General features: G+C 53.7%; 21 protein-coding genes. 18 read left to right on the forward strand and 3 right to left on the reverse strand.

What is annotated here, in order from left to right:
* Positions 1-45 precede the first annotated feature (45 nt).
* The 10 genes from NFS35_RS03370 to NFS35_RS03415 are packed head-to-tail and all read left to right on the forward strand — an operon-like array spanning position 46 to position 9,918.
* Complete coding sequence (locus NFS35_RS03370; RefSeq protein WP_251205735.1) at positions 46-201, forward strand: hypothetical protein; 156 nt, start codon at positions 46-48, stop codon at positions 199-201.
* On the forward strand, positions 194-1,132 hold the full coding sequence (locus tag NFS35_RS03375) for a glycosyltransferase family 2 protein (protein WP_251205736.1): 939 nt from the start codon (positions 194-196) through the stop codon (positions 1,130-1,132). The genes NFS35_RS03370 and NFS35_RS03375 overlap by 8 nt, the downstream gene beginning before the upstream one ends.
* Positions 1,133-2,266 carry an FAD-dependent oxidoreductase gene (locus NFS35_RS03380; RefSeq protein ID WP_251205737.1) on the forward strand — a complete coding sequence of 378 codons (1,134 nt, stop codon included), beginning with the start codon at positions 1,133-1,135 and terminating at the stop codon, positions 2,264-2,266.
* Positions 2,267-2,291: 25 nt separating this feature from the next.
* The gene (locus NFS35_RS03385) at positions 2,292-3,236 is read left to right on the forward strand and encodes a glycosyltransferase (protein WP_251205738.1); all 945 of its coding nucleotides are present in this window, start codon (positions 2,292-2,294) and stop codon (positions 3,234-3,236) included.
* On the forward strand, positions 3,236-3,961 hold the full coding sequence (locus NFS35_RS03390; RefSeq protein ID WP_251205739.1) for a glycosyltransferase: 726 nt from the start codon (positions 3,236-3,238) through the stop codon (positions 3,959-3,961). The genes NFS35_RS03385 and NFS35_RS03390 overlap by 1 nt, the downstream gene beginning before the upstream one ends.
* 15 nt (positions 3,962-3,976) lie before the next feature.
* On the forward strand, positions 3,977-5,080 hold the full coding sequence (locus NFS35_RS03395; protein WP_251205740.1) for a DegT/DnrJ/EryC1/StrS family aminotransferase: 1,104 nt from the start codon (positions 3,977-3,979) through the stop codon (positions 5,078-5,080).
* Between the two features lie 24 nt (positions 5,081-5,104).
* Positions 5,105-5,638, forward strand: a complete 534-nt coding sequence (locus tag NFS35_RS03400; protein ID WP_251205741.1) for a GNAT family N-acetyltransferase — start codon at positions 5,105-5,107, stop codon at positions 5,636-5,638.
* 34 nt (positions 5,639-5,672) lie between these two features.
* A complete protein-coding gene (locus NFS35_RS03405; RefSeq protein ID WP_251205742.1) occupies positions 5,673-7,355 on the forward strand; it encodes a hypothetical protein in 1,683 nt (560 codons plus the stop codon).
* A 15-nt stretch (positions 7,356-7,370) separates the two neighbouring features.
* Positions 7,371-8,303, forward strand: coding sequence for a glycosyltransferase family 2 protein (locus NFS35_RS03410; protein WP_251205743.1), 933 nt, complete (start codon positions 7,371-7,373; stop codon positions 8,301-8,303).
* Positions 8,304-8,316: 13 nt separating this feature from the next.
* Positions 8,317-9,918 carry a hypothetical protein gene (locus NFS35_RS03415; RefSeq protein WP_251205744.1) on the forward strand — a complete coding sequence of 534 codons (1,602 nt, stop codon included), beginning with the start codon at positions 8,317-8,319 and terminating at the stop codon, positions 9,916-9,918.
* A gap of 2 nt (positions 9,919-9,920) precedes the next feature.
* Here the strand turns inward: NFS35_RS03415 and NFS35_RS03420 are convergent, their stop codons facing one another.
* From NFS35_RS03420 to NFS35_RS03430, 3 genes are read right to left on the reverse strand one after another with little or no spacing between them, the layout of a single operon-like run.
* Entirely contained in the window at positions 9,921-11,324 is a 1,404-nt protein-coding gene (locus NFS35_RS03420; protein ID WP_251205745.1) for an SGNH/GDSL hydrolase family protein, read from the reverse strand.
* Positions 11,325-11,367: 43 nt separating this feature from the next.
* Positions 11,368-12,423: an acyltransferase family protein gene (locus NFS35_RS03425; protein ID WP_251205746.1), complete on the reverse strand. Its 1,056-nt coding sequence runs from the start codon at positions 12,421-12,423 to the stop codon at positions 11,368-11,370.
* A 7-nt stretch (positions 12,424-12,430) separates the two neighbouring features.
* Positions 12,431-14,278 carry a DUF6020 family protein gene (locus tag NFS35_RS03430; RefSeq protein WP_251205747.1) on the reverse strand — a complete coding sequence of 616 codons (1,848 nt, stop codon included), beginning with the start codon at positions 14,276-14,278 and terminating at the stop codon, positions 12,431-12,433.
* A gap of 161 nt (positions 14,279-14,439) precedes the next feature.
* Here NFS35_RS03430 and NFS35_RS03435 point away from each other — a divergent pair, with 161 nt between their 5' ends.
* The 8 genes from NFS35_RS03435 to rffA all read left to right on the forward strand — a co-directional run bounded on the left by NFS35_RS03435 (position 14,440) and on the right by rffA (position 25,045).
* Positions 14,440-15,627, forward strand: a complete 1,188-nt coding sequence (locus NFS35_RS03435) for a hypothetical protein (protein ID WP_251205748.1) — start codon at positions 14,440-14,442, stop codon at positions 15,625-15,627.
* Between the two features lie 13 nt (positions 15,628-15,640).
* Positions 15,641-17,506, forward strand: a complete 1,866-nt coding sequence (locus tag NFS35_RS03440; protein WP_251205749.1) for a hypothetical protein — start codon at positions 15,641-15,643, stop codon at positions 17,504-17,506.
* 88 nt (positions 17,507-17,594) lie between these two features.
* On the forward strand, positions 17,595-19,346 hold the full coding sequence (locus NFS35_RS03445; protein WP_251205750.1) for an ABC transporter ATP-binding protein: 1,752 nt from the start codon (positions 17,595-17,597) through the stop codon (positions 19,344-19,346).
* Positions 19,347-19,374: 28 nt separating this feature from the next.
* Positions 19,375-20,484: a glycosyltransferase gene (locus NFS35_RS03450; RefSeq protein ID WP_251205751.1), complete on the forward strand. Its 1,110-nt coding sequence runs from the start codon at positions 19,375-19,377 to the stop codon at positions 20,482-20,484.
* 22 nt (positions 20,485-20,506) lie between these two features.
* Positions 20,507-21,361 (forward strand): SGNH/GDSL hydrolase family protein, encoded by an 855-nt coding sequence (locus NFS35_RS03455; RefSeq protein WP_251205752.1) that lies wholly within the window; start codon positions 20,507-20,509, stop codon positions 21,359-21,361.
* A gap of 31 nt (positions 21,362-21,392) precedes the next feature.
* A complete protein-coding gene (locus tag NFS35_RS03460; RefSeq protein ID WP_251205753.1) occupies positions 21,393-22,949 on the forward strand; it encodes a glucosyltransferase domain-containing protein in 1,557 nt (518 codons plus the stop codon).
* 16 nt (positions 22,950-22,965) lie between these two features.
* Positions 22,966-23,895 carry a glycosyltransferase family 2 protein gene (locus tag NFS35_RS03465; RefSeq protein WP_251205754.1) on the forward strand — a complete coding sequence of 310 codons (930 nt, stop codon included), beginning with the start codon at positions 22,966-22,968 and terminating at the stop codon, positions 23,893-23,895.
* A gap of 19 nt (positions 23,896-23,914) precedes the next feature.
* The gene (rffA, locus tag NFS35_RS03470; RefSeq protein WP_251205755.1) at positions 23,915-25,045 is read left to right on the forward strand and encodes a dTDP-4-amino-4,6-dideoxygalactose transaminase; all 1,131 of its coding nucleotides are present in this window, start codon (positions 23,915-23,917) and stop codon (positions 25,043-25,045) included.
* The last annotated feature ends 17 nt before the right edge of the window (positions 25,046-25,062 follow it).

Raw genomic sequence — 25,062 nt, forward strand, 5'->3', positions numbered from 1 at the left:
GACATGCTATAATACAAGACAACAGGGTTCGCGAAGCGGTTCCTGTTGTACAGAATGCCAGGGTTCGCGAAGCGGTTCCTGTTGTACAGAATGACAGGGTTCGCGAAGCGGTTCCTGTTGTACGAAATGACAGGGTTCGCGAAGCGGTTCCTGTTGCACAAGTTCCGCAAAGCGGAAGAAAGGGCAGTGCCAGATGGATAAAATAGCAGTATTGATTCCCTGTTATAACGAGGAACAGACCATCGCAAAGGTGGTAAGCGATGTGAGAGAGGCTTTACCGGAGGCCGTGGTCTATGTCTATGACAATAATTCCACTGACAGAACCGTGGAGCTGGCAAAGGCCCAGGGGGCGGTAATACGCTATGAGCATAAACAGGGCAAGGGGAATGTGATCCGCAGGATGTTCCGGGAAATCGACGCGGAATGCTATCTGATGATTGACGGGGATGACACCTATCCGCTGAACAGCGCCAGAGAGATGGCGGACAAAGTGCTGGAGCACGGGGCGGATATGGTGGTGGGCGACAGGCTTTCCTCCACCTATTTTACGGAGAACAAGCGCCCTTTCCACAATTTTGGCAACAGCCTCATGCGGGCAGGCATCAACAGCCTGTTCCATACGGACATCAAGGACATCATGACAGGCTACAGGGCTTTCAGCTATGAGTTCGTGAAGACTTTCCCCGTGTTCTCCAAAGGATTTGAGATAGAGACAGAGATGACCATCCATGCGGTGAATTATCATATGCAGGTGGAAAATGTGGTGGTGGAGTACAGAGACCGCCCGGAGGGCAGCGTGTCCAAGCTGAATACCTACAGCGACGGGCTGCGGGTCATCCGGAAAATGCTGCAGCTGTACCGGAATTACAGGCCTTTCCGCTTTTTCGGGGCGTTCTGCCTGATTTTGGTGGCGGCCGCGCTGCTGTTCATGTTTCCCATCCTCAGAGAATATCTGGTGACAGGGCTGGTGCCGCGTTTCCCTACGCTGATCGTCTGCGGATTCATGGTCCTGGCGGGAATCCAGTCATTCTTTGCGGGTATGATTCTGGAGGTCATGGCGGCAAAGGATAAACGGGATTTTGAATACAGATTGACGAAAGTCAGCGCCGAAAAGAGAGGGAAGAAAGATTAAATGGCAGATAAAATCATAATCGGAGCCGGTCTGTATGGCTTATATTCGGCCCTCCACTGCGTGAGAAAGGGGCAGCGAGTCGTGGTGCTGGAGATGGACGAAACGCCATTTTCCAGAGCCACGTATATCAATCAGGCCAGAGTGCATATGGGCTATCATTATCCCCGTTCCCTGGCCACGGCCCAGAAGAGCGCAGGCTATTTCAAGCGGTTCGTGGAGGATTATTCATTCTGTATCCACTCACGGTTTCAGCAGGTATATGCCACCTCCAGGCATTTTTCCTGGACGGATGCAAAGGAATTCGTCAAATTTTGCCGGGACGCGGGGATTCCCTGTGAGGCCCTGCCGGTGGAGCGGTACTTTAAGGAGGGAAGCTGCGACGGGGCTTTCCTGACAGAGGAATATACCTATGATGCCCATATACTGAGGGATTTTTTCCTGGAAGAGCTGGAGGGGCAAAAAGGCGTGGAGCTTCTCTGCGGCAGGGAGATTACACGCATCGTGAAAAGGGAGGACCGGTATGAAATCCATGCCCTGTATCAGGGAAAGGAAGAGCGGTATGAGGCCCCCTTTGTGCTGAACGCCACCTACGCTTCCGTGAATCAGGTGCTGCAGCTGGCAGAGGCGGATGCCCCTTTTGAGACATTTCCGATTAAATATGAGTTATGCGAGATTATTCTGTGCAAAGTGAATGACCGTCTGCGGGATATCGGCCTGACGGTGATGGACGGCCCTTTCTTCTCTATTATGCCTTTCGGGAAGACAGGATACCATTCCCTGACCTCTGTCACCTTTACACCCCATAAGACAAGCCATGAGACCGTGCCGCGGTTCTCCTGCATGGAAGGAGGAAGCTGCGGGAGGTGGCTGGGAAATTGCGATGCCTGTGAGAACAGACCGAAAAGCGCCTGGGAGTATATGGCCGCTCTGGCAGGAAAGTATGTCAGAGAGGAATATCAGTTCACATATGAGAAATCGCTGTTCTCCATGAAGCCTATTTTAAAGGCTTCCGAGATAGACGATTCCAGGCCTACCGTCATCCGGTATGCCACCCGCCAGCCCGTTTTCTTAAGCGTGCTGTCAGGTAAAATCAACACAGTCTATGACCTGGATGAGTTCCTGGATGAAAAATAATCAAGAATAGAATGCTGAGGGAAAGATGCTGCAGAATAAGGAAAAGAATTTTGTGTCCTGCGTGATATATCTCCACAATGAAGGAAAACGGATCAGGGATTTCCTGGAACTGGTGTGCGGTGTGATGCGGGAGAACTTTGAAAAATACGAGATTGTTTGTGTCAATGACGGCTGCGTGGACGACACGGTGGAGCAGGTAAGAGCTTTTCTGGAGGAGGAATCAGACAAGCCTGTAGTCAGCCTGATTAACTTAAGCTTCTATCAGGGAACGGAAAGCGCCATGAATGCCGGAAGAGATCTGGCGGTGGGGGATTTTTTGTTTGAGTTCGATACCTGCGAACCGGATTTTGCCCCTTCTCTTATCATGGATGTATATCACAGGGCCCTGGAGGGCGTGGATGTGGTGGCGGCGGCGCCCAGGTTCGGGATTCCGCTGAGCTCCAGGCTGTTTTATCTGGTCTATAACTGGGGGAACCGGTTCCGGGAGAAGATTGGGCAGGAGCGTTTCCGCCTGATTTCCAGACGGGCTGTCAACCGGGTGAACCAGATGAATACGTACATCCCATACCGGAAAGCCATGTATATGAACTGCGGGCTGAAAGTAGATACAATACATTATGACAATAAAGAATTGGCGAAAAAACATAAAAACAGCGAGGAGTGGGGAAACAGGAGGGCGCTTGCTACTGACACGATCATCATCTTCACTAATGTGCTGGAAAAGCTTTCCCTGGCTGTGAGCGTGGTGCTGCTGGGGGCTTTGCTGATTATGTTCGGCTATCTGGTCTATTCCGTTTTCAGCAGGAACCGTCCCGTAGAGGGCTGGCTGTCCATTATGTCGCTGATGTCCTTTGGCTTTTTCATGATGTCAGTGATGCTGACATTGATTTTGAAATACCTGTCCGTGCTTTTGAATATGGGATTTAAGCGGCAGCGTTATGTGATAGAAGGGGTGGAGAAGCTGACATAATGAAATGGACGATTATTTTTCCTGTGCTGAATGAAAGGCTGCGGCTGGAGAGCGGCGTGGTGCGCACTGTGGAGTACCTGGAATCCATCGGCTTCCGCGACTATGAAATCATCATCGTGGACAATGGATCCGAGGACGAGACTCCGCTGATCGCGCAGGGACTTTGTGAAAGGTACGAGGCCGTGAAATATGAGAGGATTTCCGTCCGGGGCGTTGGCGCGGCGTTCCGCAGGGGCGTGGAAAAATCCGACGGTGAAATCGTGGGCTATATGGACATTGATCTGTCCACCAATATACGGCATCTGGGGGAGGCCATCCGGATTTTTAAAGACAGGCCGGAGGTCGCCTATATCAATGGCAGCCGTTTCGCCCGGGAATCTGACACGAAAGGCCGGAAATGGTACCGGAGAATCACATCCCAGGGCCTGCTTATTTTGCTGAAGCTTTTCCTGCGGATGAAGTCCACGGATGCCATCTGCGGCTTCACTTTCCTGCGGCGGGAGACGGCGCTGTCTTTGGTGGAGGGCTGCAGTCAGGACAATGGCTGGTTCTATATGATTGAATTCCTGCTGCGGGCGGAAAAGCGGGGCGTGAATATACTGGACTATCCTGTGGAATGGCAGGAAGACTACAATACGACAGTCAAAATATTCAGGACAGTTATCAACTATATGGCACAGATTGCCAGATTGTTCCGGGAATTTTACATCAAGAAGAATATATAGGGAAAGGAATTGGATGTGAGCGCACATATTAAACGAATTGATTTGACAAGAGATTATGCTGCCCATCAGGCAGAATACCGGGAGGCAATCGAGAGAGTCTGCCAGGATACAGCCTTTTCCGGCGGGAAATACGCGGATGCCTTTGACAGGGAATTCGCGGATTATGTGGGAGTGCCTTATGCCTGTGGCGTGAACAACGGCACTTCGGCGCTGCACCTGGCCATGCTCGCCCTTGGCGTAGGGCCCGGGGATGAAGTCATCGTACCGGCCAACACTTATATCGCCACGGCATGGGGAGTCAGCTATACCGGGGCCATACCGGTGTTCGCGGACTGTACGCCGGATACCTGGGAGTTGGATACTGACCTGCTGGAGGCGAAGATCACTTCCAGGACCAAGGGAATCCTTGGCGTCCACCTGTATGGTCAGCCCTTTGATTACGCGGGGGCAAGGGAGGTCGCTGACAGGCACGGGTTATTCGTGGCGGAGGACTGTGCACAGGCGCATGGCGCGAAATTTGAGGGAAAGAACGTGGGCTCTCTGGGGGATATCGCCTGCTTCAGCTTCTATCCCGGCAAGAACCTCTATGCTTTCGGGGAGGGCGGCAGTGTCACCTGTAAGGAGGAGTCCTATTACAGGCATATGACCCGGCTGAAGAACCAGGGCTGCGATGTGACCTATTATCATGATGAAATCGGATATAATTATCGTCTGGAGGGGCTCCAGGGCGCTGTTCTGTCCGTGGGGCTTAGACTTCTGCCCCAGTGGACCAGGAGGCGGCAGGAAATCGGCAGGCGCTATATCAGGGAAATCGCCAATCCCCTGATTCAGATGCAGGCCCATCCTCAGAATACCGAGACGGTCTTCCATCTGTTCGTCATCCAGGTGGAGGAGCGGGACAGATTCATACAGTATATGGCGGACGCGGATGTGGAGTGCAACAGGCACTATCCTGTGCCCTGCCATCTGCAGAAAGCCTATGCCCACTTAGGGTACCGGAAAGGGGACTGCCCCAATGCGGAGCGGCTGGCCAAGCGGTGCGTGACCTTGCCGCTGTTCCCCGAGATGCGGGAGGACGAAGTAGACAGGGTGATAGAGCTGTGCAATGAATTCCGTTAAGCGGACGAAAGAGGAGCGTTATACATGAGAGAATATATCGCCAGGGATGCAGGCATTTACCTGCGCCTGATGACTTATGAGGATACGGATTTGATAGTGGCCTGGCGCAACAGCGACGCTGTGCGGAAGAACTTCATCTATCAGGAACTGTTCACCAGACAGGGACATGAGAGCTGGATTAAGAATATGGTAGAGACGGGAAAGGTAGTGCAGACGATTATCTGCGATCTTGCCACGGACAGGCCTCTCGGAAGCGTATACGTCCGGGATATCGACAGGCAGCACAACAAAGCGGAGTACGGTATCTTTATCGGCGAGGCTGCGGCCAGGGGCAGAGGGATAGGCACTGCCGCGGCCAGGCTGATGCTCCGGTACTGTTTTGAGGAAGCGGGGCTGCACCGCGTCTATCTGCGGGCCCTGGCCCACAATGGGCAGGCCATCCGCAGCTATGAAAAGGCAGGATTCGTGCGGGAGGCCTGCCTGAGAGATGATGTGCGCATCGACGGGAAATACTGCGACATCATCTGGATGGCGGCGCTGAATCCGGCAGAAGCATAGCGGGAGGCGCCGGCAGAGCGGCAGGGAGGTTAGGATGAAGGAGAATCGGTTGAGGAAGTGGTGGAAACGTGAGCGGACGACATGCCTGAAAGCGGTGATTCTGGCATGTCTGCCCGTCATTGCATGTCTGGTCTACTGCGCCGCGAAAGGGCAGAGTATCGGCCAGATCTATCTGCCCGCCTCTGAGCGCAATGATGAGTTGATTTATTATAAACAGGTGGAGGCAATCCTGCAGTACGGCTATCCGCAGGGTTATTTCGGGTTTAATGAAAGCCATGCCCTGAAGCTTTCCTTTGCCGCGTGGAGTCCGGTTCTGGTGCTGCCCTGGGTACTGTGGGGCCTGGCGTTCGGCTGGAACCTGCTATCGCCTGTCCTGTGCAATATTTTTCTGCTGACGGCAGCCATGCTTTTGTTCGGCCTGTTGGCGAAGCCGGACTGGAAACAGATTGGCATCCTGACGTTTCTGTTCTTCCTGTACATGCCCTTTTCCTGGTACATGCTCTGCGGCATGCCTGAGATTGGCTGTATCAGCATGCTGATAGTCTTCTATGGGCTGGCGGCGGCTTATCTGCGCAGGGGGAGGGCCGTGCCGCTGGCGGCGATGTTCGGGCTGGCAGGGCTGCTCACTTTGATGCGGCCTTATCTGCTGCTCTTTTTGTTCCTTCCGGCTTATTTCTGGACAGTCAGATCCGGCGCGGCACAGAGAGCGCGCAGACCGGAGCTGAAAGGATGGAAACGCCTCCTGCATGGCATTGCCGCAGGGCGGAGGGGCATCCTGGGCTCTGCGGCCATCATAGCGGCAGTGCTGGGGATTTACGGATGGGTGAACCATTTTCTGGCGGCAGAGTATCTGGAACCGCTTTTTTATATGGATTGGCTGACTGCCTTTTTTGAAAAGGGACTGCTGGGCGGCCTGCGGAACTTTTTTGGTTCCCTGTATTATTCAGGAATGCAGTTTTTGGGGCATATGCGCCAGGGGGCGGTAAGCGGGCTGGCGGCCGGAGCTATCTTCTGCTGCTATATCTTCCTGTTCCTGCTGCTTTTGTATCAGTGGTTTTGTGATTTTGCGGTTTTGCGCAGAGACAGGAAAAGGGGGCAGGACTGCGGGGAGCTTTCCGGGCAGCTGGCTTTGGAGGGGCATCTGGCGTTTGCCTTTCTGGGAATGCTGGGGGCACAGCTTTTGATGTACAACTTTTTTGACGGATGCAAGCATCTGCTGACTTTCTTGGCAGTGGGCATATTTGTGGTCAGCAGGATGCGGACAGTATATCTGAAAAAGGCCATCCTGACGGGAGCAGTGTTCGCCTATTTCTTTTTCTACCGCGGAGCCGGCTTTGAGGCCTATGAGCCGGATTTTGCGGAGCCGGCCATAACAGCGGAAATGGAGCTGTGGAACGAAGCGGCAGGAAGGGAACTTGCCCTGACCGGGGATGAGAGGCCGAATTATGACAATGTCGTCATATGGGTGTTGTCGGATGAAGTGCAGGGGGGCACGGCATATACAGGCTGGCAGTATCTGTACTCGCTGCCTGCGGGCTTCGGCATCAGCTGCTGCACATCCGATTATTGCATGGAGCAGTTCGGAAATTTAAAAAGCAGATATATCTGCGTGGTGCCCGGCGGCCCGATTGAGGCAAAATGTATTGCAATGGGATACGGAAAAATCGTGGGAAATGAACGCGCGGCGCTTTATTCCCGCCAGGGCAGGAAAGAATAAGGAGTGGCAGGACAGATGAAGAAAATCAGCTTTGTGATTCCCTGCTATCACTCGGAGCATACGCTTCCCCATGTGATAGCGGAAATTGAAGAAAAGATGCAGACGATGGAGCAGTACCGGTATGACGTGTTCCTGGTGAACGACTGCTCCCCTGACGATACGCTGGGGACTATCCGCAGGCTTTGCGAGACCCATGAGAATATAAGGGGAATCGATTTCGCCAAAAATTTCGGGCAGCATTCCGCGCTGATGGCGGGACTGCGGTATTCGGACGGGGACTATGTGGTATGTCTGGACGACGATGGGCAGACTCCGGCAAATGAGGTGGACAAGCTGATCCTGAAGCTGGAAGAGGGCTATGACGCCGTGTATGCCAGCTATGACCATAAGCAGCATTCCGCATTCCGGAATCTGGGCAGCAGGGTGAACGAGCGGATGACCCGCTCCATGCTGGGCAAGCCTGCGGAGCTGTACATCTCCAGCTATTTTGCGGTGAAGCGGTTCGTGGTGGAGGATATGATCCGCTATGAGAATTCCTATCCGTATATCATCGGGCTGGTGCTGAGGGCCACCAGAAATATCGCCAATGTGCCTGTGGATCACAGGGAGAGGGAAGAGGGCTCTTCCGGCTATACTTTCAAGAAACTGTTTGCGCTGTGGTTCAATGGCTTTACCGCCTTTTCGGTGAAGCCTCTCAGGATTGCCACCGCTTTGGGGGCAATCAGCGCGGCGGCGGGATTCCTGTACGGTTTTTATACCATTATCAAGCGGCTGCTGAACCCTGACGTGCCTATGGGCTTCAGCTCTCTGATGTCGGCGCTTGTGTTCTTCGGCGGCATGATCATGCTGATGCTGGGGCTGATAGGAGAGTATATCGGACGCATCTACATCAGCCTGAACAATTCCCCGCAGTATGTCATTCGGGAAAAAATCAACATGGATGAGTGACGGAGGGATCCGGATGGAGAGATTCTTGGATTGGTGGAAAAGAGAAGAAAGGTATGTCACGCTCATAAAGTCGCTGCTGCTTCTGCTGCTGCCTCTGGTATGCTGTGCGGCATACTGCGGGGCACAGGGACATTGGATCGGGGAGGTCTATCTGCCCTCTTCGCAGTGGAATGACGAGCTGTTCTACTATAAGCAGGTGGAGGGAATCCTGAGCCATGGGTATCCTCAGGGATACTTCGGCTTCAATGAGAGCCACGCGCTGAAACTCTCTTTTGCGGCCTGGAGCCCTGTGCTGGTATTTCCGTGGGTCATCTGGGGGCTGCTGTTCGGCTGGAACCTGTCTTCGCCGGTGATATGCAATATCGTGCTGCTGTCCCTTGCCTGTTTTTTGTATGTATGGCTTGTGAAGCCCTCCTGGAAACAGCTTGGAGCCGTGGCTTTTCTGTTCTGCCTGTATAATAACTTCGCGCGGTACATGCTTTCCGGGATGCCGGAGGCGCTCTGTTTTGTCATGCTGATTCTTTTCTATTCCCTGGCAGTCAGTTATCTGCGGCGCAGGAAAGACTATAAAATCGCAGTGTTGTTTCTCATGTCATGTACCATGACCCTCATGCGGCCATATCTGGCTTTGTTCCTGCTGCTTCCGGCTTACTTTTGGATCAGCAGGGAACGGACATGCCTTGGAAAATGGCTGAGCGCTTTGGGGTCTTTGCTGGTCATGGGAGTGACGCTTGGCATATATGCCTGCATCAAGCATTATCTTGGCGCGGAATATCTGACGCCGCTGTTTTTTACGGACTGGATAGAGGCTTTTTTCCGGCAGGGATTTGTGGGCGGTCTGCGGTTCACATTTGCGAAACTGCTGACGAAAGGACAGGAATATATCGCCTACGCGAAACAGGGAATCCGCGCGGTGAATACTACAGGGGCCATCTATGCGGGGTACCTGATCTGCCTTTTCGTATTGGCGGTACAGTGCGCGGAGGAGTGGTATGCCGGACGGCGTTCCCGCAGGAATGTGGCCGGAAGCTGCATGGCGGTCAGATGCCATCTGGCGTTTTGCTTTCTGGCCATGCTGCCGGCGCTGCTTTTGATGTACAAAACCATTGAGGGCAGCAGGCATCTGCTGACGTTCATGGCAGCAGCGGTGTTCCTGATTCCGCTGGTGGAGGCGAGATTCCATGTGAAAGCGCTGTGCCTGGGAGCGGTCTTTGCGTATCTGTATATCTACAGGGCCACAGACCCTTATGATTATCAGGTGGCTTACCTGCAGGAGGAAATCCGGGTTTCTCTGGAGGAATGGCAGGCTGTTTTTTCCGAATCTCTTGTGCTGGAGGAGGAAAATACGCCGAACTACGAAAATGTAGTCATATGGACCCAGAGCGACATGGTGGAAGATGCCCCTGTGTACACTACCTGGCAGCTATTGTATGCGCTGCCGGAGGGTTTTGGAATCAGCTGCTGTACGCGGGATTATGTGATAGAGAATGCGGAGTCCCTAAAGAGCCGTTATCTGCTGGGGCCTGCAGGCGGTGAGATAGAGCGGCTGTGCGAAGAGACCGGCTGCAGGCTGCTGTACGGTGACGGAGAAATGGTTCTGTATGAGATTCCCTGAGCTCAGCGGATCAGGCGGATCAGGCTTTTCCCGATAAGGTAACGGTAAGCGGCGTCAGGATGCACCTGATCCGGAAGATACTGGTTCCAATTGCCGCTGTCCACTCCCAAATCATGATAAGTATCCAGAACATCCACTTGAAGTTCTTCTGAGAGAGACAGGACAGAATCCACATAGTCTTTCAGGACATACTTCCCGTCTCCATGGGGTTCTGTGCCATCCTGATAATAGTGACAGTAGGAAGGGGTGCACAGGATAATCTGGGCATTGGGGAAGCTGGTCAGCAGGGTATCCACCGCGGTGCGGATAGCGCCGCGATAGGTGGCAGTGTCCATGGGATTCTCTTCAGAAGAGACAGTGAGCCCGAGAAAATAATCATTGAGTCCGTAATTTATGACAAAGCACAGATTCTCATCAGGGGAATCAGGGGGATTTTCTGACAGATAAGAAGAGACCCCCCGATATACCTGGGTTTCCTGGGGCAGGGCAGACAGATTTCTCTCGGCAAAGGCTTTCGCGATGCCGGGCAGGGCGATTAGAGCATCCGGACATTCCGCAGCGGTATTGCCGCCGTAGCCGCAGTTGTAGACAGAGGCGCCGGAAAGACCGGCGACGACTCCGGGAATGGAGGCGCTGTCCGTATAATTGCCGATGACGCTGTCCCCGAAGAAGACCAGGCGTTTGCCGGACAGATCCGGAAAGCTCTCAGGCGCGGTCCGCATTTTTCCGGTGACTGCCGCCAAATCCTCTGTAAAAAGGGATACTTTGCCCGGGACGACAAAATGCTCGTTAAAAATCGTGCTTTCCAGAAGAATCGTCCTGGCGATGGATTCGTTTACCAGCCAGGGATTTTCATAGTTGTCCGGATTCGCAAGCAGCCATTCGCAATGTCCCGGAAAGAAGAAATGGGAATTTGGAATCTCCGGTGCGCCAAGAAGAAAAGCGGAGTAGTCCGAGAGAACCTGCTGGTATTCTTCTTCCGGGAGACTGGTCCAGTAGTCTGAAGACGGATAAGCAAGAATGATCTCAAAGATGACGGAGGGGTATTGATTTATCAAATCCTCCAGTTCCTGCAGGCTGACCTTGTCCGGCCGGATGCCGAGATACACGGACAAAATGGTGTTTCCCGACCGGGCGATCCGCTTCATGTATTGTTCCATGACGGAGAAGCTGGGGATGCAATAGGATGCCTTGAAAGCCGTCAGGTCATAGTAATTCTGAAAATCCGCTTCGGAGTAGGTGTCTATGGGATACATGGACAGGAATACAGTATCATAGGCCTCTGAGGCGATTTTTTTGTAATCCTCCCTTTGGGCTGCCGGCCTGCTGAAGATTATGAAAAGAAAAACAACAGCTATGACAGGCAGCGACAGGAGGATGAATTTGAAAGAAATTGATTTACGCATACTTTTTTTCATGACGGTTCCTTTCTGAAAATAATTTGCATCTTCAGCGCGAAAGCAGTTTCTGCAGTTTCGTAATCTTTTTTACAGTTTCCAGCAGAACAGAATATAATATGCAGGATACCAAAAGGAGCAGGAAAGAGATTCCCGCATATTTGAACTGGTAAATATACTGTCTCCAGAGTATCTGATAGAAAAAGGTGTGCACCAGATAGATATTCATGGAATGCTTTCCCACAAAGGCAAGCGCCCGCCCCGGGACAGGCAGGGAGCCAGGCAGGGCGGCTGCCAGGAAAATCAGGAACAGGGCCACAGGGGCATCCACAAGGTGGGCATAATAGGCATGTATTACATAATTCTGCCTGATCAGGACGCACAGGATGAAGCCGGCGATTCCTGCCAGCCATTGAAACGCGGGATGGAGCTTCAGGTTCAACAGCTTATCCGGCCATTTCCCATAGGCGGCGCAGACGCCGAAGACCGCCACGAACAGATATCGCTGCAGATCCGGTTCCACAGTGACGGCATGGGGCAGGAAAAAGGCAATCAGCAGGATGGGATAGCCGATTTTTGCCGTGAGCCATGTCAGGAGCGGAACGAGGAAAATCAGGATATAAGCGATTTCCATATACCACCATGTGGCATTCAGCGTGGGGGTATTGAAGAACATGGACAGCCCCAGGGCATCGGTCAGCAAAAGCACTATCCCCTGCTTGTCCGTCCCATAGAGGGACTGATAATCGAACTTGTACCACCACAGCAGGTTCACACTCAGATAGAGAACGGCGAAATTGAGCATCAGGCGAAAGAACCGTTTTGCGGCCTGATTATAGGCGGTCTTCCAGAAGAGGTCTTCCGGCAGCGCGTCCTTTTGGGCCAGTAGCCCGGTGGCGATACCGAAAGCGGTCAGGAATACGAATACGGCCACACAGATATTTCCGAAGCCGGAAAAGAGCAGGAAACCTTCCCGGGAAAATGGCGCATGGTTCACCTCCAGAGATACTATCAGTTCTTCGTTCTCAAATAAATGGTAGAACAACAGGAGCAGGATTGCCAGCCCCTTTGCCATATCGGAATGATTCTTCGTGAATTGCTTCTGCATGATTCCCTCATTTCTGCGCCATGTCTTCGGAAACGGGCGCAAGCGTCAGTGTAAAGCCATACAGGAATGGCAGGGTGAACAGGATAGGAAAAGCGTATCTGGGGTGGCCGAAGAAGCAGGGCGAGGCCATACAGATTAAAAGGCTCACCCACAGGGGCGCCCCTGCGCAGACAGCAGCCCGCTGCCTGTGTCTTTTCTGGTAAAAGGTCAGGAAAACCAAGGCCCATACGCTGGCGCCTGTATTTTCAAGAAAGCCAAGCAAGGTGCGGCCCGCAAACCGGTAATAGAATATCAGCAGCTTCTCAGCGTCAGGGAACAGGCCGCCCTGCCTGATCGCGTCGTAGGTATCCGCCTCATAGCGGATGGAATTGCTGACCGCGGGGTCGAACCATCCGTACACATGGAGGAAAAAGGCTTCGAAATAGGTGCCGGGATGTTTCACGAGGCCCTGGAACCAGGCGTTCATATAGGCAATGAGCTCTTTTGCGGAGGCAGTCCGGTCGAACAGAGCTTTCACCGGGTCTGCGCTGGCCGGGTCATATTTGGCCGCCGCCGTGCCCACATCCCCCAGCAGGGCTTCGATGGAAACTCTTTCCGTATCGCTTATCTCATCCTGATAGAGCTGCAGATACCGGGCGGTCTGCTGGAAAGGCAGGGACATCATCTCGCCCGGGCTGCCGGGCGTGGCATGACAGATAAAAGCCAGAAGCGCCAGAATCAGCTTCGCGGTCACGACGCTGCCGCCAAAAGCCGCGAACAGGCAAAGGATCTTCTCGCGCAGCCCGTATTTCCGGAACAGGAAGAGAAAGCCTGCAATGCCGGACAGCAGTACCACATACAACCCATTGTTGCGGAACAGTATGACGCCAAGCTGGATAAAAAAGAACGAAATAATGAACTTCCTGTTTCGGATGCGCTCCGGCTTTTCCAAAAGCAGAGCCAGCCAGATGCAGTATACAATCACGCAGGACGCGTAGGGCACGTCCTTGACGGCAGTGGAGGCCATGTTGGAATACACCGGTGTAAGGCAGTAGAGCAGCTGCAGCACAAGCAGAAGAGAGAAGCGGGCGCCCCGGCCGGAAAGCACCGCAATCGTAGCCGCCAGCGCCGCCGCCAGCATGGTGTCCTGTAGCAGCATGTACAGGAACAGGCCGATTTCCGGGGAATGGAAAAGCGATTCTCCCGCTTTCACAAGGCCGCCCATGATCAGGGTGTGGAACAGCGGATGGTGGGTGCTGTAGCTTACATCGCCGATGACCTGATCTATCTGTCCGATGGCATCCCAGCACAGGTTGCCGGGGAAAGCCAGGATCAGGAAAGGCAGATAGGAAGCCGCCAGGATGAAAAATGACTTGGAGAAAGCATGTCTTGTGAAAAAATGCTCCTTATCGCTTCTAAAGTCATGGGAATCCAGCGCCAGACAGGCGAGTCCCGTCAGGGCGTGGAACAGACAGGCATAGCCTGCGAAAGCGACAGCAGATTTCACAAAATTGATGCCGCTGCCTAAAACATAGGAACTGTCCCCGGCCTCGTGATAGCTCTGCCCCAAAAGGAGGCAGAGTGCAAAAAAGCCAGCCGGGATTACGGAGGAATGTCTGCCGGATCCCTTTTCCGCGGACTGCCTGGCCGCAAAGCGATAGCAAAAGGCAGAGAGAACCAGCACAAGCAGGAATTTCAGGTTATATTCCCCCAGCAATTCATAGATGGAGGCAATCGCATAATCTATGGCAGTCTCATAGCGCCCCGGTTCCAGAGGGGCATGGAACACTGTACACAGGGCATACGCTGTGAGAAAGCTTTTGGCGAATATTTTCAGGCAGGCTGTTTTTGTAAGGCCGTGCGTGTTTTCTGTCATGGGTTGATTTCCTTTCCTGAAAGCTACTTCCTTATTTTATATCAACCCTGTCAGAAAGACAAGTTAAGATTGTCTATTAAGCTTGACAAAAGGGGGATGTGTTCGCTAGAATGGCATAAGAAATGCATATATAGTCCTTTTTATGGAAAGAATGTGAAAAAATGGAAATCAGAAATCGGAAAAAGAAAAAATACGCGGTCTGGCTCTTGTGGTCTGCGATAGCGGTTTATGGGGGCATGTGCCTGTATCTGTTCTATATGCAGTCGATTCAGCCCATGGTGGAGGATAATCTGTATTTCATGTCGGATTTGCCCTATCATATCAGCATGATCGTGGATGACGACTGGTATTACAGCTTTACGGCGTATATTTATCAGATTCTTCATTTCCTGGCCAGAGGGGGCACGGCGCTGATAGCCGCCTTTCTGGCGGCAATGACAGTGCTCTGCATCGGATTGACGGAAAAGCTGCTCAGGCTGCTGGCTGGCCGGGAGAGGGCGGATGCGGTGACCCTGGCGGGGGCCCTTGCGCTGAACCTGGTAATGCCTTTTTACTGGGCATATGCGGGAAACTACCGCTATCTAAGCTACCAGGCCGGCAATATCTGGCATAATTCCACGTATCAGTGCATGAAACCGCTGGCTCTGGCCGTTATGATTTATTATATTAAGGTGGAGGCGGGCTACAGGGAGCGGATGACGGTGAGGCAGTGGGCGGCGCTTGCGGCGCTCCTGTTCGTGTGTACCGGTGTCAAGCCAAGTTTCCTCACGGTCTTTGCCCCGGTGCTTGCGGTAAAGCTTTTGACGGATTTATGGAAAAAGGTTCCGTTTAAGCAGGTCTTCCTTTTGGGGAGCACAGTGCTGCCGGCCTGCGGTGTGATTCTGTGGCAGAATATGGTGCTGTTCGGGGAGGATACCGGCCATGGCATCGACTTTTCGCCCTGGTACACTTTTTCGCTCCATGCCAACAGGACGAAACTGGCGGTTCTCTGCTCTATCGCTTTTCCACTTGTGATTCTTCTGTTTTCCGTAAAAGAACTTTGGCGGGACAAGCGTTATCTCTTTGTGTGGGGCATGACAGGGGTGGGATTTGCGCAGGCGTTATGCCTGGTGGAGACGGGCAGCCGCTCCAGGGACGGGAATTTCCTGTGGGGCTACTGCATTGCTGTTTTTCTGGTATTCGTCATCAGTTTTGAAAAGTGGCTGCTGCTCTGGAAAAAGAGGGGACAGGGTCTTTTCTATAAGATAGCTTTCGGGGTTTCAGGCTGCGTGTTCGCCTATCAGGTCTTCTGCGGAGTATATTTTTTCGCGAGACTCCTGACGGGCGAGACATATTTCATGATGAATTAGGAGCATGGGTAAATTGGGAAATAATCAGAGCGGAAATGGAATAGGGAAGACGGGCCCGCGGATCCGGGAATACGCGGCGCAGGCGGCGGCGCTCATCTGCGTGGCAGTGGCGCTCTGCTGCTTTGTGGCACAGAAGGAGGGGTATCACATGGACGAGCTCCTCTCTTTCGAGCTGTCCAACGCGGAATTCAATCCCTGGATCGTGCCCACCCAGCCGGTGGGCAGGCTGGCGAAATATGTGCAGGAGGAGATTCGGGGAGCGTCTTTTGGAGAGACGCTGTCGAATCTGGCGGATACGGTACAGGACGTGCTCGCCAACAGAGGGGCCAGCAGGCTGCTGCAGTACAGGGCCGACGTATATCCGGAGCCGGTCTGGATCAGCGGGGAGCAATTTCAGGAATATCTGACTGTGGGAAAAGATGATGCTTTTTCGTATTTATCTGTATATTTCAACGTCAAGGATGACAACCATCCCCCGCTGCATTTCATGCTTCTGCATACCATGTCTTCTTTTTTCCGCAATACCATAGCGCCTTTTCAGGGCTGTTCCATCAATATTCTGGCCATATTGGGCTGCTGTATGTGCTTTTTTGCCCTGGGGGCGCTGCTGGAGAGGCATGGGATTCTGCCCCGGGGCTATGGAAAGACGGCGGGAATCTGCGCCAGCCTGCTGTACGGGCTGTCCGGAGGCGGGATTGCCACGGCGCTGCTGATCCGCATGTACGGAGTGATGACTTTTTTCTGTGTGGCCTATTTTTATCTGCATGTGAAGAAATGGCTGGAAAAGGGTTTTGAAAGGAAAAATAAACTGCTCATCGCGGTGACGGCTCTGGGATTCTGGACCCAGTACTTCTTTTTATTCTTCTGCCTTACGCTGGCCCTGGTGACGGCGGGGCTGCTGGCAGGGAGAAGACGATACCGGGAACTGAAGATTTATATCCGCAGCATGTTCCTGGCGGCGGTCATCGGCGTGGCGGCGTTTCCTTTTGCCATACAGGATGTGCTGGCCAGCGGGAGGGGGACGGAGGCGCTGCGGAATCTGGGCCGGGGATTTTCCGGTTATGGAGCCAGACTGGCTGCTTTCGGCACCTTGCTGTCAGAGAGGTGTTTCGGCAGTGTTCCGGCGGGTATTTTGATACTGCTTTGCCTGGCGGCGGGTCTGCTGCTTGTCCGGCGGAAGAGACGCGGATTGGAAGCTGCACCAGCGGGCGTATCGGGGGCTGCGCCTGGCGGCGCGGAAACTGCGCAGACCGGCGGACCGAAAAGCGGCGGCGATTTTGCGGAGGCCTCTGCCGATAGGGGGAGCAAGGCATTCTGGCTGATGCTTCTGGCGCCCTGCGGCTGCTATTTCCTGTTGACGGCGAGGATGGCCCCTTATCTGGTGGACCGCTATATTATGCCGCTGTTCGCCTTTGCGGCGATGATTCTTGCGTTTTTTGGGGCGAGGCTTTTCGCAGCACTGAAGCCCTATGGAAAATACTTTCTGCTGGCGTCCGCGCTGCTTTTAGGGGCGGTCAATGTGACGACATATGATGGGGAATACCTCTATCAGGGCTATGGGAGGCAGCTGGAGGTGGCGGATCAGTATCAAAACCTCCCGTGCATCTGCCTGTATGACGGTGTGGGCTATTATGACAATCTGTCTGAGTTTACCAGATACACGGAGACGCTGCTCCTTACGCTCCCGGAACTTGAGAACAGGCAGGACAAGGCCGGACTGGAAAGGGAAGACGGAATCATAGTATTGAAAAAGCCCGAGGTGGAGGAAGAAAGCGCGCTGGCGGCCCTGGAACAGCATGGCCTGAAAGTGGAAAAAGTCCTGTTTTCCGAAGAGGAGAGCGTTCATGGGGATACCATCTATCTCTGCGTATTTTCTTAAATTTTTTTGAAGAGTTTATGATAAATATTCCTTAATTGGGAAAACGTGATACAATGAAAGGAAGATTCCTGACAGGAGAGGGCGGCCCATGGCGCAGATTATTAGAAAACTGAATGTTCTATTGGATAAAAAGCAGAAACATGCCATGGCCGGGCTCATGGTCCTGATGGTGTTCGGCGCCTTTCTGCAGACTGCCGGAGTAGGGCTGCTGGTGCAGGTGGTCAGCGTGATCATCGACCCCCAGGCGGTGGAAAAGAACGGAATCGTCAGGGATTTTTATGAAATGCTGGGCTGCAGGGACTTCCGGAGTTTTTCCGTCACGGTGATGGTGCTCCTGATCGTGGTCTTCGCGGTGAAGAATCTTTTCCTGTTCGTTCAGCAGAAGCGGACGTTCGCCTTTGTATACACCAATCAGTTCCGAACCTCCGAGCGCATGCTGCGCAACTATCTGCGCAGGGGCTATGAATTCTACCTGAATGCAGATACGGCCGTAGTACAGAGGAGCATCACCTCCGATGTGAACAATATGTACGCGCTGATTCTGGCGCTGCTGCAGCTTCTGTCGGACGGGGTGGTGTCGCTGTTCGTGGTGAGCTACTGTCTGATGACCAACGGCGTCATGACCATGCTGCTGGCCTTTGCCCTGGTATTTTTGATGGCGGCCATCAAAAAGGTGCTGAAACCCATCATGCACAAGGCCGGGGAGGACAATCAGAATTACTACAGCAGCCTCTTCAAATGGATCTCCCAGACCGTACAGGGCATCAAGGAGGTCAAGATTATCTGCAAGGAGCAGTATTTCGTGGACGAGTACCAGAAATGCGGCAGGGGCTATGTGAACGCCGTCCAGCGCTACAGCCTGTACAACAATGTGCCCAAGCTTATGATCGAGACCGTGTGCATCGCCGTGATGATGAGCTATATGATCGTGCTGACCCTCACGGGGACCTCCACGGAAAATATGCTGGAAGTGCTCTCCACTTTGGCGGCTGCGGCTTTCGTGCTGCTGCCTGCGGTGAACCGCATCAACAACCAGATCAATTCCATCGCCTATTTCGAGCCTTTCTTCATGGGAGTGAGCGACAATTTACAGGATGAGATTGACGACAATAAGGTGGACATGTCCTTTGCCACGGATGAGCAGGAGAAGCTCCCTCTGGAGCGCTGCATTGAACTTAAGGACATCACATACGCCTACCCGAATACAGAGAAACTGATTTTTGACCATGCGGACCTGACCATAGAGGTGGGCTCCGCCGTGGGGATCGTGGGTACCTCCGGCGCGGGGAAAAGCACCATTGTGGACGTGCTGCTGGGGCTTTTGGAGATGAGAAACGGCGGCATCTACGCGGACGGCGTGAACGTGAAGACGAAATACCGTAGTTTTCTGAAAAATATCGGATACATTCCCCAGATGATTTTCATGCTGGACGACACCATCCGCAGGAACGTGGCCTTTGGAGTACATGATGAGGAGATAGATGAGGCAAAGGTCTGGGAGGCGTTAAAAGAAGCCCGGCTGGACGAATTTGTCAGGTCCCTGCCGGAGGGGCTGGATACCGGGATCGGCGAGCGGGGCATCCGCCTGTCCGGCGGACAGAGGCAGCGGATCGGCATTGCCAGGGCGCTGTACTATGACCCGGAGGTATTGATTCTGGATGAGGCCACTTCCGCCCTGGACAATGACACGGAGGCGGCCATTATGGATTCCGTCAACAGGCTCCATGGCAGGAAGACGCTGGTAATCATAGCCCACAGGCTGCAGACCATTGAGAAATGCGATGTGGTGTACAGGGTTGAGGATGGAAAGATTACCGTGGAGCGGCAGAACCGTGCCTGAACGAGAGAGAAGACAGGTGCGCAGTCATATGGCCCCGGGATGTACGGCAGGCTGCAGGGCGGCCGGGCATATGTCAGCCGGGAAACAGAGCAGAGGAGAAGCCGGAATGCGGTTGAGCGTCATTGTGCCGGTCTATAATATGGCCGCAGAGGGAAAACTGAATTTCTGCATGGATTCGCTGGTGAACCAGACGGTTCAGGACATAGAGATAATCGCGGTGGACGACGCCTCCGCGGACCAATCCCTGGAAATACTGCGCTCCTATCAGGAAAGATATCCGGATAAGGTAAAAGTAATTGCCTGTCCGGTGAACAGAAAGCAGGGCGGCGCAAAAAATACGGGGCTGAAAGCCGCCTCGGGGGAGTGGATCGGTTTCATTGACAGCGACGACTGGGTGGCGCCGGATTTTTATGAGCGGCTGCTGAAAAGAGCCGATGAGACAGGGGCCGATGTGGCAGGCTGCGATTACAGCCTGGTGTCCCGGCACGGATTTGAGACAGGTACGGTGGTGAAGAACAACACTGCGGACCAGACAGGGATTCTGGACGAAGAAAAGCACAGAAAACTTCTGCTTTGCCCTGGCAGCATGGTGATAAAAATTTATCGCCACAGCGTCATAAAGGAGAACGGACTGGACTTTCCCGAAGGTATTTTTTATGAGGATAATTGTGCGGGTGCCTTGTGGTCGCTGTATTTCACCCATTTCGAGCGAGTGGACGAGCCGCTGTACTACTATTACCAGCATGATGCCTCCACAGTGCACCGCATCACGAAAGAGCGGTGCAGGGACAGGATGCGGGCAGAGGAGATTTTCTATGAAGAGTGCGGGAAGCGAGGCTTTCTGGAGCGGTATCCCGAGGAAATCGAGTTCCGCTATACGGAGCTTTATTACGTGATTACGCTGTTCTCTTATCTGCAGGGCGTCAGGCGCCCGAGACTCTCTTTTGTGAAAGAGCTCCGCAGAGGCATGATGGAACGCTATCCGCATTTTCAGGAGAACCGGTATTACCGGGAGCGGATCGGGGAAGAGGAGCGGAGGCTCATCGCCATGCAGTGCCGGTCGGATGTGAGGTTCTACTGGTATTACCGGCTGAAGCTCCTGGTGCGCGGCGTGAAATCCCTGTTAAGAAAATGTTGACGGTGCGCTGGAGGAACGTTGGATGAGGAGAAGACTTGGCAGGAAGAATCTTTTATGCGGGCTTGCCGCCGTTTTGGCATTTGCCGCATTGTATGCCGCCACTTTCCGCAGCCGTGCCCGGAGAGGGCAGCAGGTGGTAGAGATGGTGGCCCTTGGGGACAGCGTATTTACGGATATCGGAGACATGACAGTGATTCCGGAGAGGCTTGCGGAGCTTCTGGATCTGTCGGTCTACAATGCCTCAATGGGAGGGACCTGTGCCGCCAGGCTGGAGACAGAGAGGCGGCTGGATTCCGCAAAGGGCTCCCTGTCGCTGGTGGGACTTACAAAGGCAATCTGCAGCGGGGATTTCGATGTACAGCAATCGGCCAGGATCCGGGCCAGTAATACGGAACGTTTTCCGGCAATTATCGACGGGCTGGCGGAAATCGATTTCACACAGGTGGAAATCGTGCTGATAGAGAAAGGGCTGAATGATTATCATGGGGGGACGCCCATTGAAAATCCGGAGGATCCTTATGATGAATATACTTTTGCGGGAGCGCTGCGCAGCGCCGTGGCGGATCTGCGCCGGATGAATCCGGATGTAAGGATTCTGTTCATTACGCCCACGTATGCATGGTATACGACCTGGGAACTGACCTGTGAGGAGATGGACAACGGCGGAGGGGTTCTGGAAGATTATGTGAATGCCCAGCTGCGCCTTGCGGAGGAGCTGGATGTAGAGGCGGTGGATTTGTACCATGATTTTTTCCCGCATGAGAGCTGGGAGGACTGGGAACAGAGCATGATGGACGGGCTCCATCCCAACGAGGCGGGACGGGAGAGGATCGCGCAGAAGATAGCGGATGTGCTGCGTCCGGAAGAGACGGAGTAAGGCAGGCCCGAAAAGAAAGGTGGTGGGAGGAATGGCGCCGGGACAGGCATTTGGAACATTATACCGCAAGATCAGAAAAGAATGGAAAGTGGCGTTTTTCACCTGCTTTGTGCTGGGGCTGCTGATTCACATGCCCGTCCTGCTCTCGGATATTCCGAACCACGACGGGCTGGACAGCATGTATTTTGACCAGAACATGATTACTTCAGGCAGGTGGTTTTTGACAGTGGCCTGCGGCTTTTCCTCCTATTATACGCTGCCCTGGCTGATAGGGATTTTGGGGCTTGTCTTTCTGGGGTGTGCGGCGGCTGCTCTGTGCGAGCTTCTGGAGGTGAGGAAGACCTGGGCGGTGATGCTCGTCAGCGGCCTGCTGGTCTCTTTTCCGGCGCTGGCCTCCACCTTTGCCTATGTGTATACACTGGACGGCTATATGCTGGCGCTGCTTTTGGCGGTGCTGGCGGTGCTTTTTGTAAAGAGATGGAAAAGGGGCTTTGTGCCGGGTGCGCTCTGCCTGGCTTTCAGCATGGGGATTTATCAGGGATACCTTTCCTTTGCCATGATTCTGTCAGTGTTCGCCGTCTGGATGCTGCTTGCGGGGGAGGGGGGCGTATCTTTTAAGGAAAAGCTTTCAGGCGCTCTGCATTATCTCTATATGGGAGCGCTGGGGGCGGGATTGTATTTTGTCATTCTGCAGGCGCTCCTGCGGATTCAGGGGAAAGAACTGGACCATTATCAGGGAATCGACGGCCTGGGCGGGGGCGGTTTCCTGTCCCGGGGAATCCTCGCCGGGGTGTCTGGTATGTACCGCGACTTTTTTGCCTTTACATTTAAGGGGAATGTGTTGTTCCAGAATGTCTTTTCGCTGGCGGCGTGCTGTGTCCTGGCAGGGCTTGCGGCGATGGTGGCGTTTTTGCTGATTGGGAGGAGGAAATGCTGGAAGAATCCGCTCCTTTTCGGTATAATGGGATTATTGCTTTTGCTGTTGCCTGCGGTGACGAATGTCATACTGGTGATTTCGCCCTCTGTGAATTACCATCTGCTGATGCGCTATCAGTGGGTTCTGTACGCAATCGGGGCAGTGGCTTTGATCAGCGGCATTGACTTTAAGATGAAAACGGGTGTCTGGCTGGAGTGGCTGGGGCTTGCGGCTGCGGGAACGCTGGTCTTCTGCTACAGCGTCACGGACAACATCGCCTATTCCAATCTGCAGAAGCGGTATGAGAAGACCTACGCCTACTGCGTGAGGCTCCTGGACAGGATTGAGCAGACGGAAGGGTACTATCAGGGGATTCCCATTGCCATGATCGGAGTGGTGGGGGAGGAGCAGTTCCCCGTGACGGACATCACTCTGCCCGTGACTTCCAATATGATAGGCATGAGCGGGGACGGCCTGCTGTACAGAGGGAGGAATTATCAGCTGTTCATGCGGCATTATCTGGGGGCGACATTGAACATCCTGCCTGAGGAGGCCATGCTTGACATTTATGTGTCTGAGGAGTATATTGCTATGGACAGTTTTCCGGGGCCTGATTCCATCCGTGTCGTCGACGGGGTCATGTATGTCAAGACGGAAAACGTGAATCGCTGATATTAGGAGAGACAGAATGCTATTATCGATTGTGCTGCCGGCCTACAATGAGGAACAGAATATTCCCAATACCGCGAAAGTACTGTCGGATTTGCTTGCCGGGCATTCCATTGACTACGAGCTTATCTTCATAAGCGACGGCTCCGCGGATGCCACCTTTGAGCAGATACAGAAAGCCGCGGGGGAAAACCCAAGGGTCAAAGGGGCAGAGTTCTCCCGCAACTTCGGAAAGGAAGCGGCCATCTTCGCCGGGCTTAAGCTGGCGGAAGGGGATGCCGTGGTGGTGATGGACTGTGACTTGCAGCACCCTCCCGAAGTGATACCGGAAATGTGGAAACTGTGGCGTGGCGGCGCCGAGGTGGTGGAGGGCATCAAGGAGAGCCGGGGCAGGGAGAGCCTGGCCCATAAGCTTTCCGCGGGCCTGTTCTATAAAATCATGAGCTGCCTGATCAAGATGGACATGAATTCCTCCTCGGATTTCAAGCTGCTGGACCGGAAAGTGGTGGATGTGCTGCTGCAGCTGCCGGAGCGGAATACTTTTTTCCGGGCGCTGAGCTTCTGGACGGGATTCCGCAGGGAGTATGTCTCCTATGAGGTGCGGGAGAGGCAGTTCGGGGAGAGCAAATGGTCTTCTTTTAGCCTGATGAAGTATGCCGTCACCAACGCCACCTCTTTCAGCACTCTGCCGCTGCAGCTGGTGACGGTGATGGGGGTGGTGTCCATCCTGTTCAGCATCGTGCTGTTCATCCAGACATTTGCGAAGTACCTGTCGGGAACTGCAGTGGAGGGCTTTACCACGGTCATCCTCCTGATTCTGGTCATAGGCGGTTTCCTGATGCTGAGTCTGGGGATTATCGGGCACTATATCGCCAGAATCTATGAGGAAGTAAAGGGACGTCCCAAGTACATCATCAGCAGGACGGCCGGAGATATAGGAAAAAAATAAAAGGAGAAGGACAGAAAAGATGATAAACTTTAACGTACCTCCCTATGCCGAAAAGGCTATGGGCTACATTCAGGAGTGTGTGAAGAACCAGAAAATCTGCGGCGACGGGCTATATACGAAAAAGTGCAGCGAATGGATTGAGAAGAAGACCGGCACGGCTAAATGCCTGCTGACCACTTCCTGCACCCATGCCACGGAGCTGGCGGCTCTCCTGGTGCCGGATATCGGGCCCGGGGATGAGGTCATCATGCCGGCGTACACTTTCGTGTCCACGGCGGATGCCTTTGTGCTGCGGGGGGCAGTTCCTGTGTTCGTGGACATCAGGCCGGACACCATGAACATCGATGAAAAGCTCATAGAGGACGCGGTGACAGAGCGGACCCGTGCCATCGTGCCGGTCCATTATGCGGGGGTGGCCTGCGAGATGGATACAATCATGGATATCGCGAATAGGCATCATCTGGCGGTGATAGAAGATGCCGCCCAGGGAATCATGGCCTCCTATAAGGGGAAAGCTCTCGGCACCATAGGCGATTTCGGGTGCTTCAGCTTCCATGAGACGAAGAATTACAGCTCAGGAGAGGGCGGCGCGCTGCTGATCAGAGATGAAAAGAATGTGGAGGAGGCGGAGATCATCCGGGAGAAAGGCACTAACCGCAGCAAGTTCTACCGGGGTCAGGTCGACAAGTACACCTGGATTAATTATGGCTCCTCCTACCTGCCCAGCGACATGAACGCGGCCTATCTGTACGCCCAGCTGGAGATCGCGGAGGAAATCAACGATGCCAGACTGGCAATCTGGAACAGGTATTACGAGAGCCTGAGCCCTCTGGCGGAGGCCGGGAAGATTGAACTGCCCATGGTGCCGGAGGGGTGCGTGCACAACGGGCATATGTTCTACCTCAAGGCAAAAGATATCGAAGAGAGGACAGCGCTGATTGATTATCTGAAAAGCAATGAAATCCATTCGGTATTCCATTATGTTCCTCTCCACACCGCTCCGGCTGGCCTGAAGTTCGGCCGGTTCCACGGGGAGGACAGATACACCACGAAAGAGAGCGAACGCCTCATGCGCCTGCCTATGTACTATGGGTTGAAACTGGATCAGGTGGACTATATCTGTGAGACTCTCCGGAAATTTTACCAGTAGGGACTCTGGCGGTGGGA

Source organism: Acetatifactor aquisgranensis (assembly GCF_943193215.1).
Lineage (GTDB): Bacteria > Bacillota > Clostridia > Lachnospirales > Lachnospiraceae > Acetatifactor > Acetatifactor aquisgranensis.

Coding starts and splice junctions, on each gene's coding strand:
- NFS35_RS03435 (WP_251205748.1), top strand. CDS start 14,440: ATGGAAATCAGAAATCGGAAAAAGAAAAAATACGCGGTCTGGCTCTTG.
- NFS35_RS03375 (WP_251205736.1), top strand. CDS start 194: ATGGATAAAATAGCAGTATTGATTCCCTGTTATAACGAGGAACAGACC.
- NFS35_RS03465 (WP_251205754.1), top strand. CDS start 22,966: ATGCTATTATCGATTGTGCTGCCGGCCTACAATGAGGAACAGAATATT.
- NFS35_RS03400 (WP_251205741.1), top strand. CDS start 5,105: ATGAGAGAATATATCGCCAGGGATGCAGGCATTTACCTGCGCCTGATG.
- NFS35_RS03380 (WP_251205737.1), top strand. CDS start 1,133: ATGGCAGATAAAATCATAATCGGAGCCGGTCTGTATGGCTTATATTCG.
- NFS35_RS03415 (WP_251205744.1), top strand. CDS start 8,317: ATGGAGAGATTCTTGGATTGGTGGAAAAGAGAAGAAAGGTATGTCACG.
- NFS35_RS03430 (WP_251205747.1), bottom strand. CDS start 14,278: ATGACAGAAAACACGCACGGCCTTACAAAAACAGCCTGCCTGAAAATA.
- NFS35_RS03455 (WP_251205752.1), top strand. CDS start 20,507: ATGAGGAGAAGACTTGGCAGGAAGAATCTTTTATGCGGGCTTGCCGCC.
- NFS35_RS03420 (WP_251205745.1), bottom strand. CDS start 11,324: ATGCGTAAATCAATTTCTTTCAAATTCATCCTCCTGTCGCTGCCTGTC.
- NFS35_RS03425 (WP_251205746.1), bottom strand. CDS start 12,423: ATGCAGAAGCAATTCACGAAGAATCATTCCGATATGGCAAAGGGGCTG.
- NFS35_RS03390 (WP_251205739.1), top strand. CDS start 3,236: ATGAAATGGACGATTATTTTTCCTGTGCTGAATGAAAGGCTGCGGCTG.
- NFS35_RS03410 (WP_251205743.1), top strand. CDS start 7,371: ATGAAGAAAATCAGCTTTGTGATTCCCTGCTATCACTCGGAGCATACG.
- NFS35_RS03450 (WP_251205751.1), top strand. CDS start 19,375: ATGGCCCCGGGATGTACGGCAGGCTGCAGGGCGGCCGGGCATATGTCA.
- NFS35_RS03460 (WP_251205753.1), top strand. CDS start 21,393: ATGGCGCCGGGACAGGCATTTGGAACATTATACCGCAAGATCAGAAAA.
- rffA (WP_251205755.1), top strand. CDS start 23,915: ATGATAAACTTTAACGTACCTCCCTATGCCGAAAAGGCTATGGGCTAC.
- NFS35_RS03405 (WP_251205742.1), top strand. CDS start 5,673: ATGAAGGAGAATCGGTTGAGGAAGTGGTGGAAACGTGAGCGGACGACA.
- NFS35_RS03445 (WP_251205750.1), top strand. CDS start 17,595: ATGGCGCAGATTATTAGAAAACTGAATGTTCTATTGGATAAAAAGCAG.
- NFS35_RS03385 (WP_251205738.1), top strand. CDS start 2,292: ATGCTGCAGAATAAGGAAAAGAATTTTGTGTCCTGCGTGATATATCTC.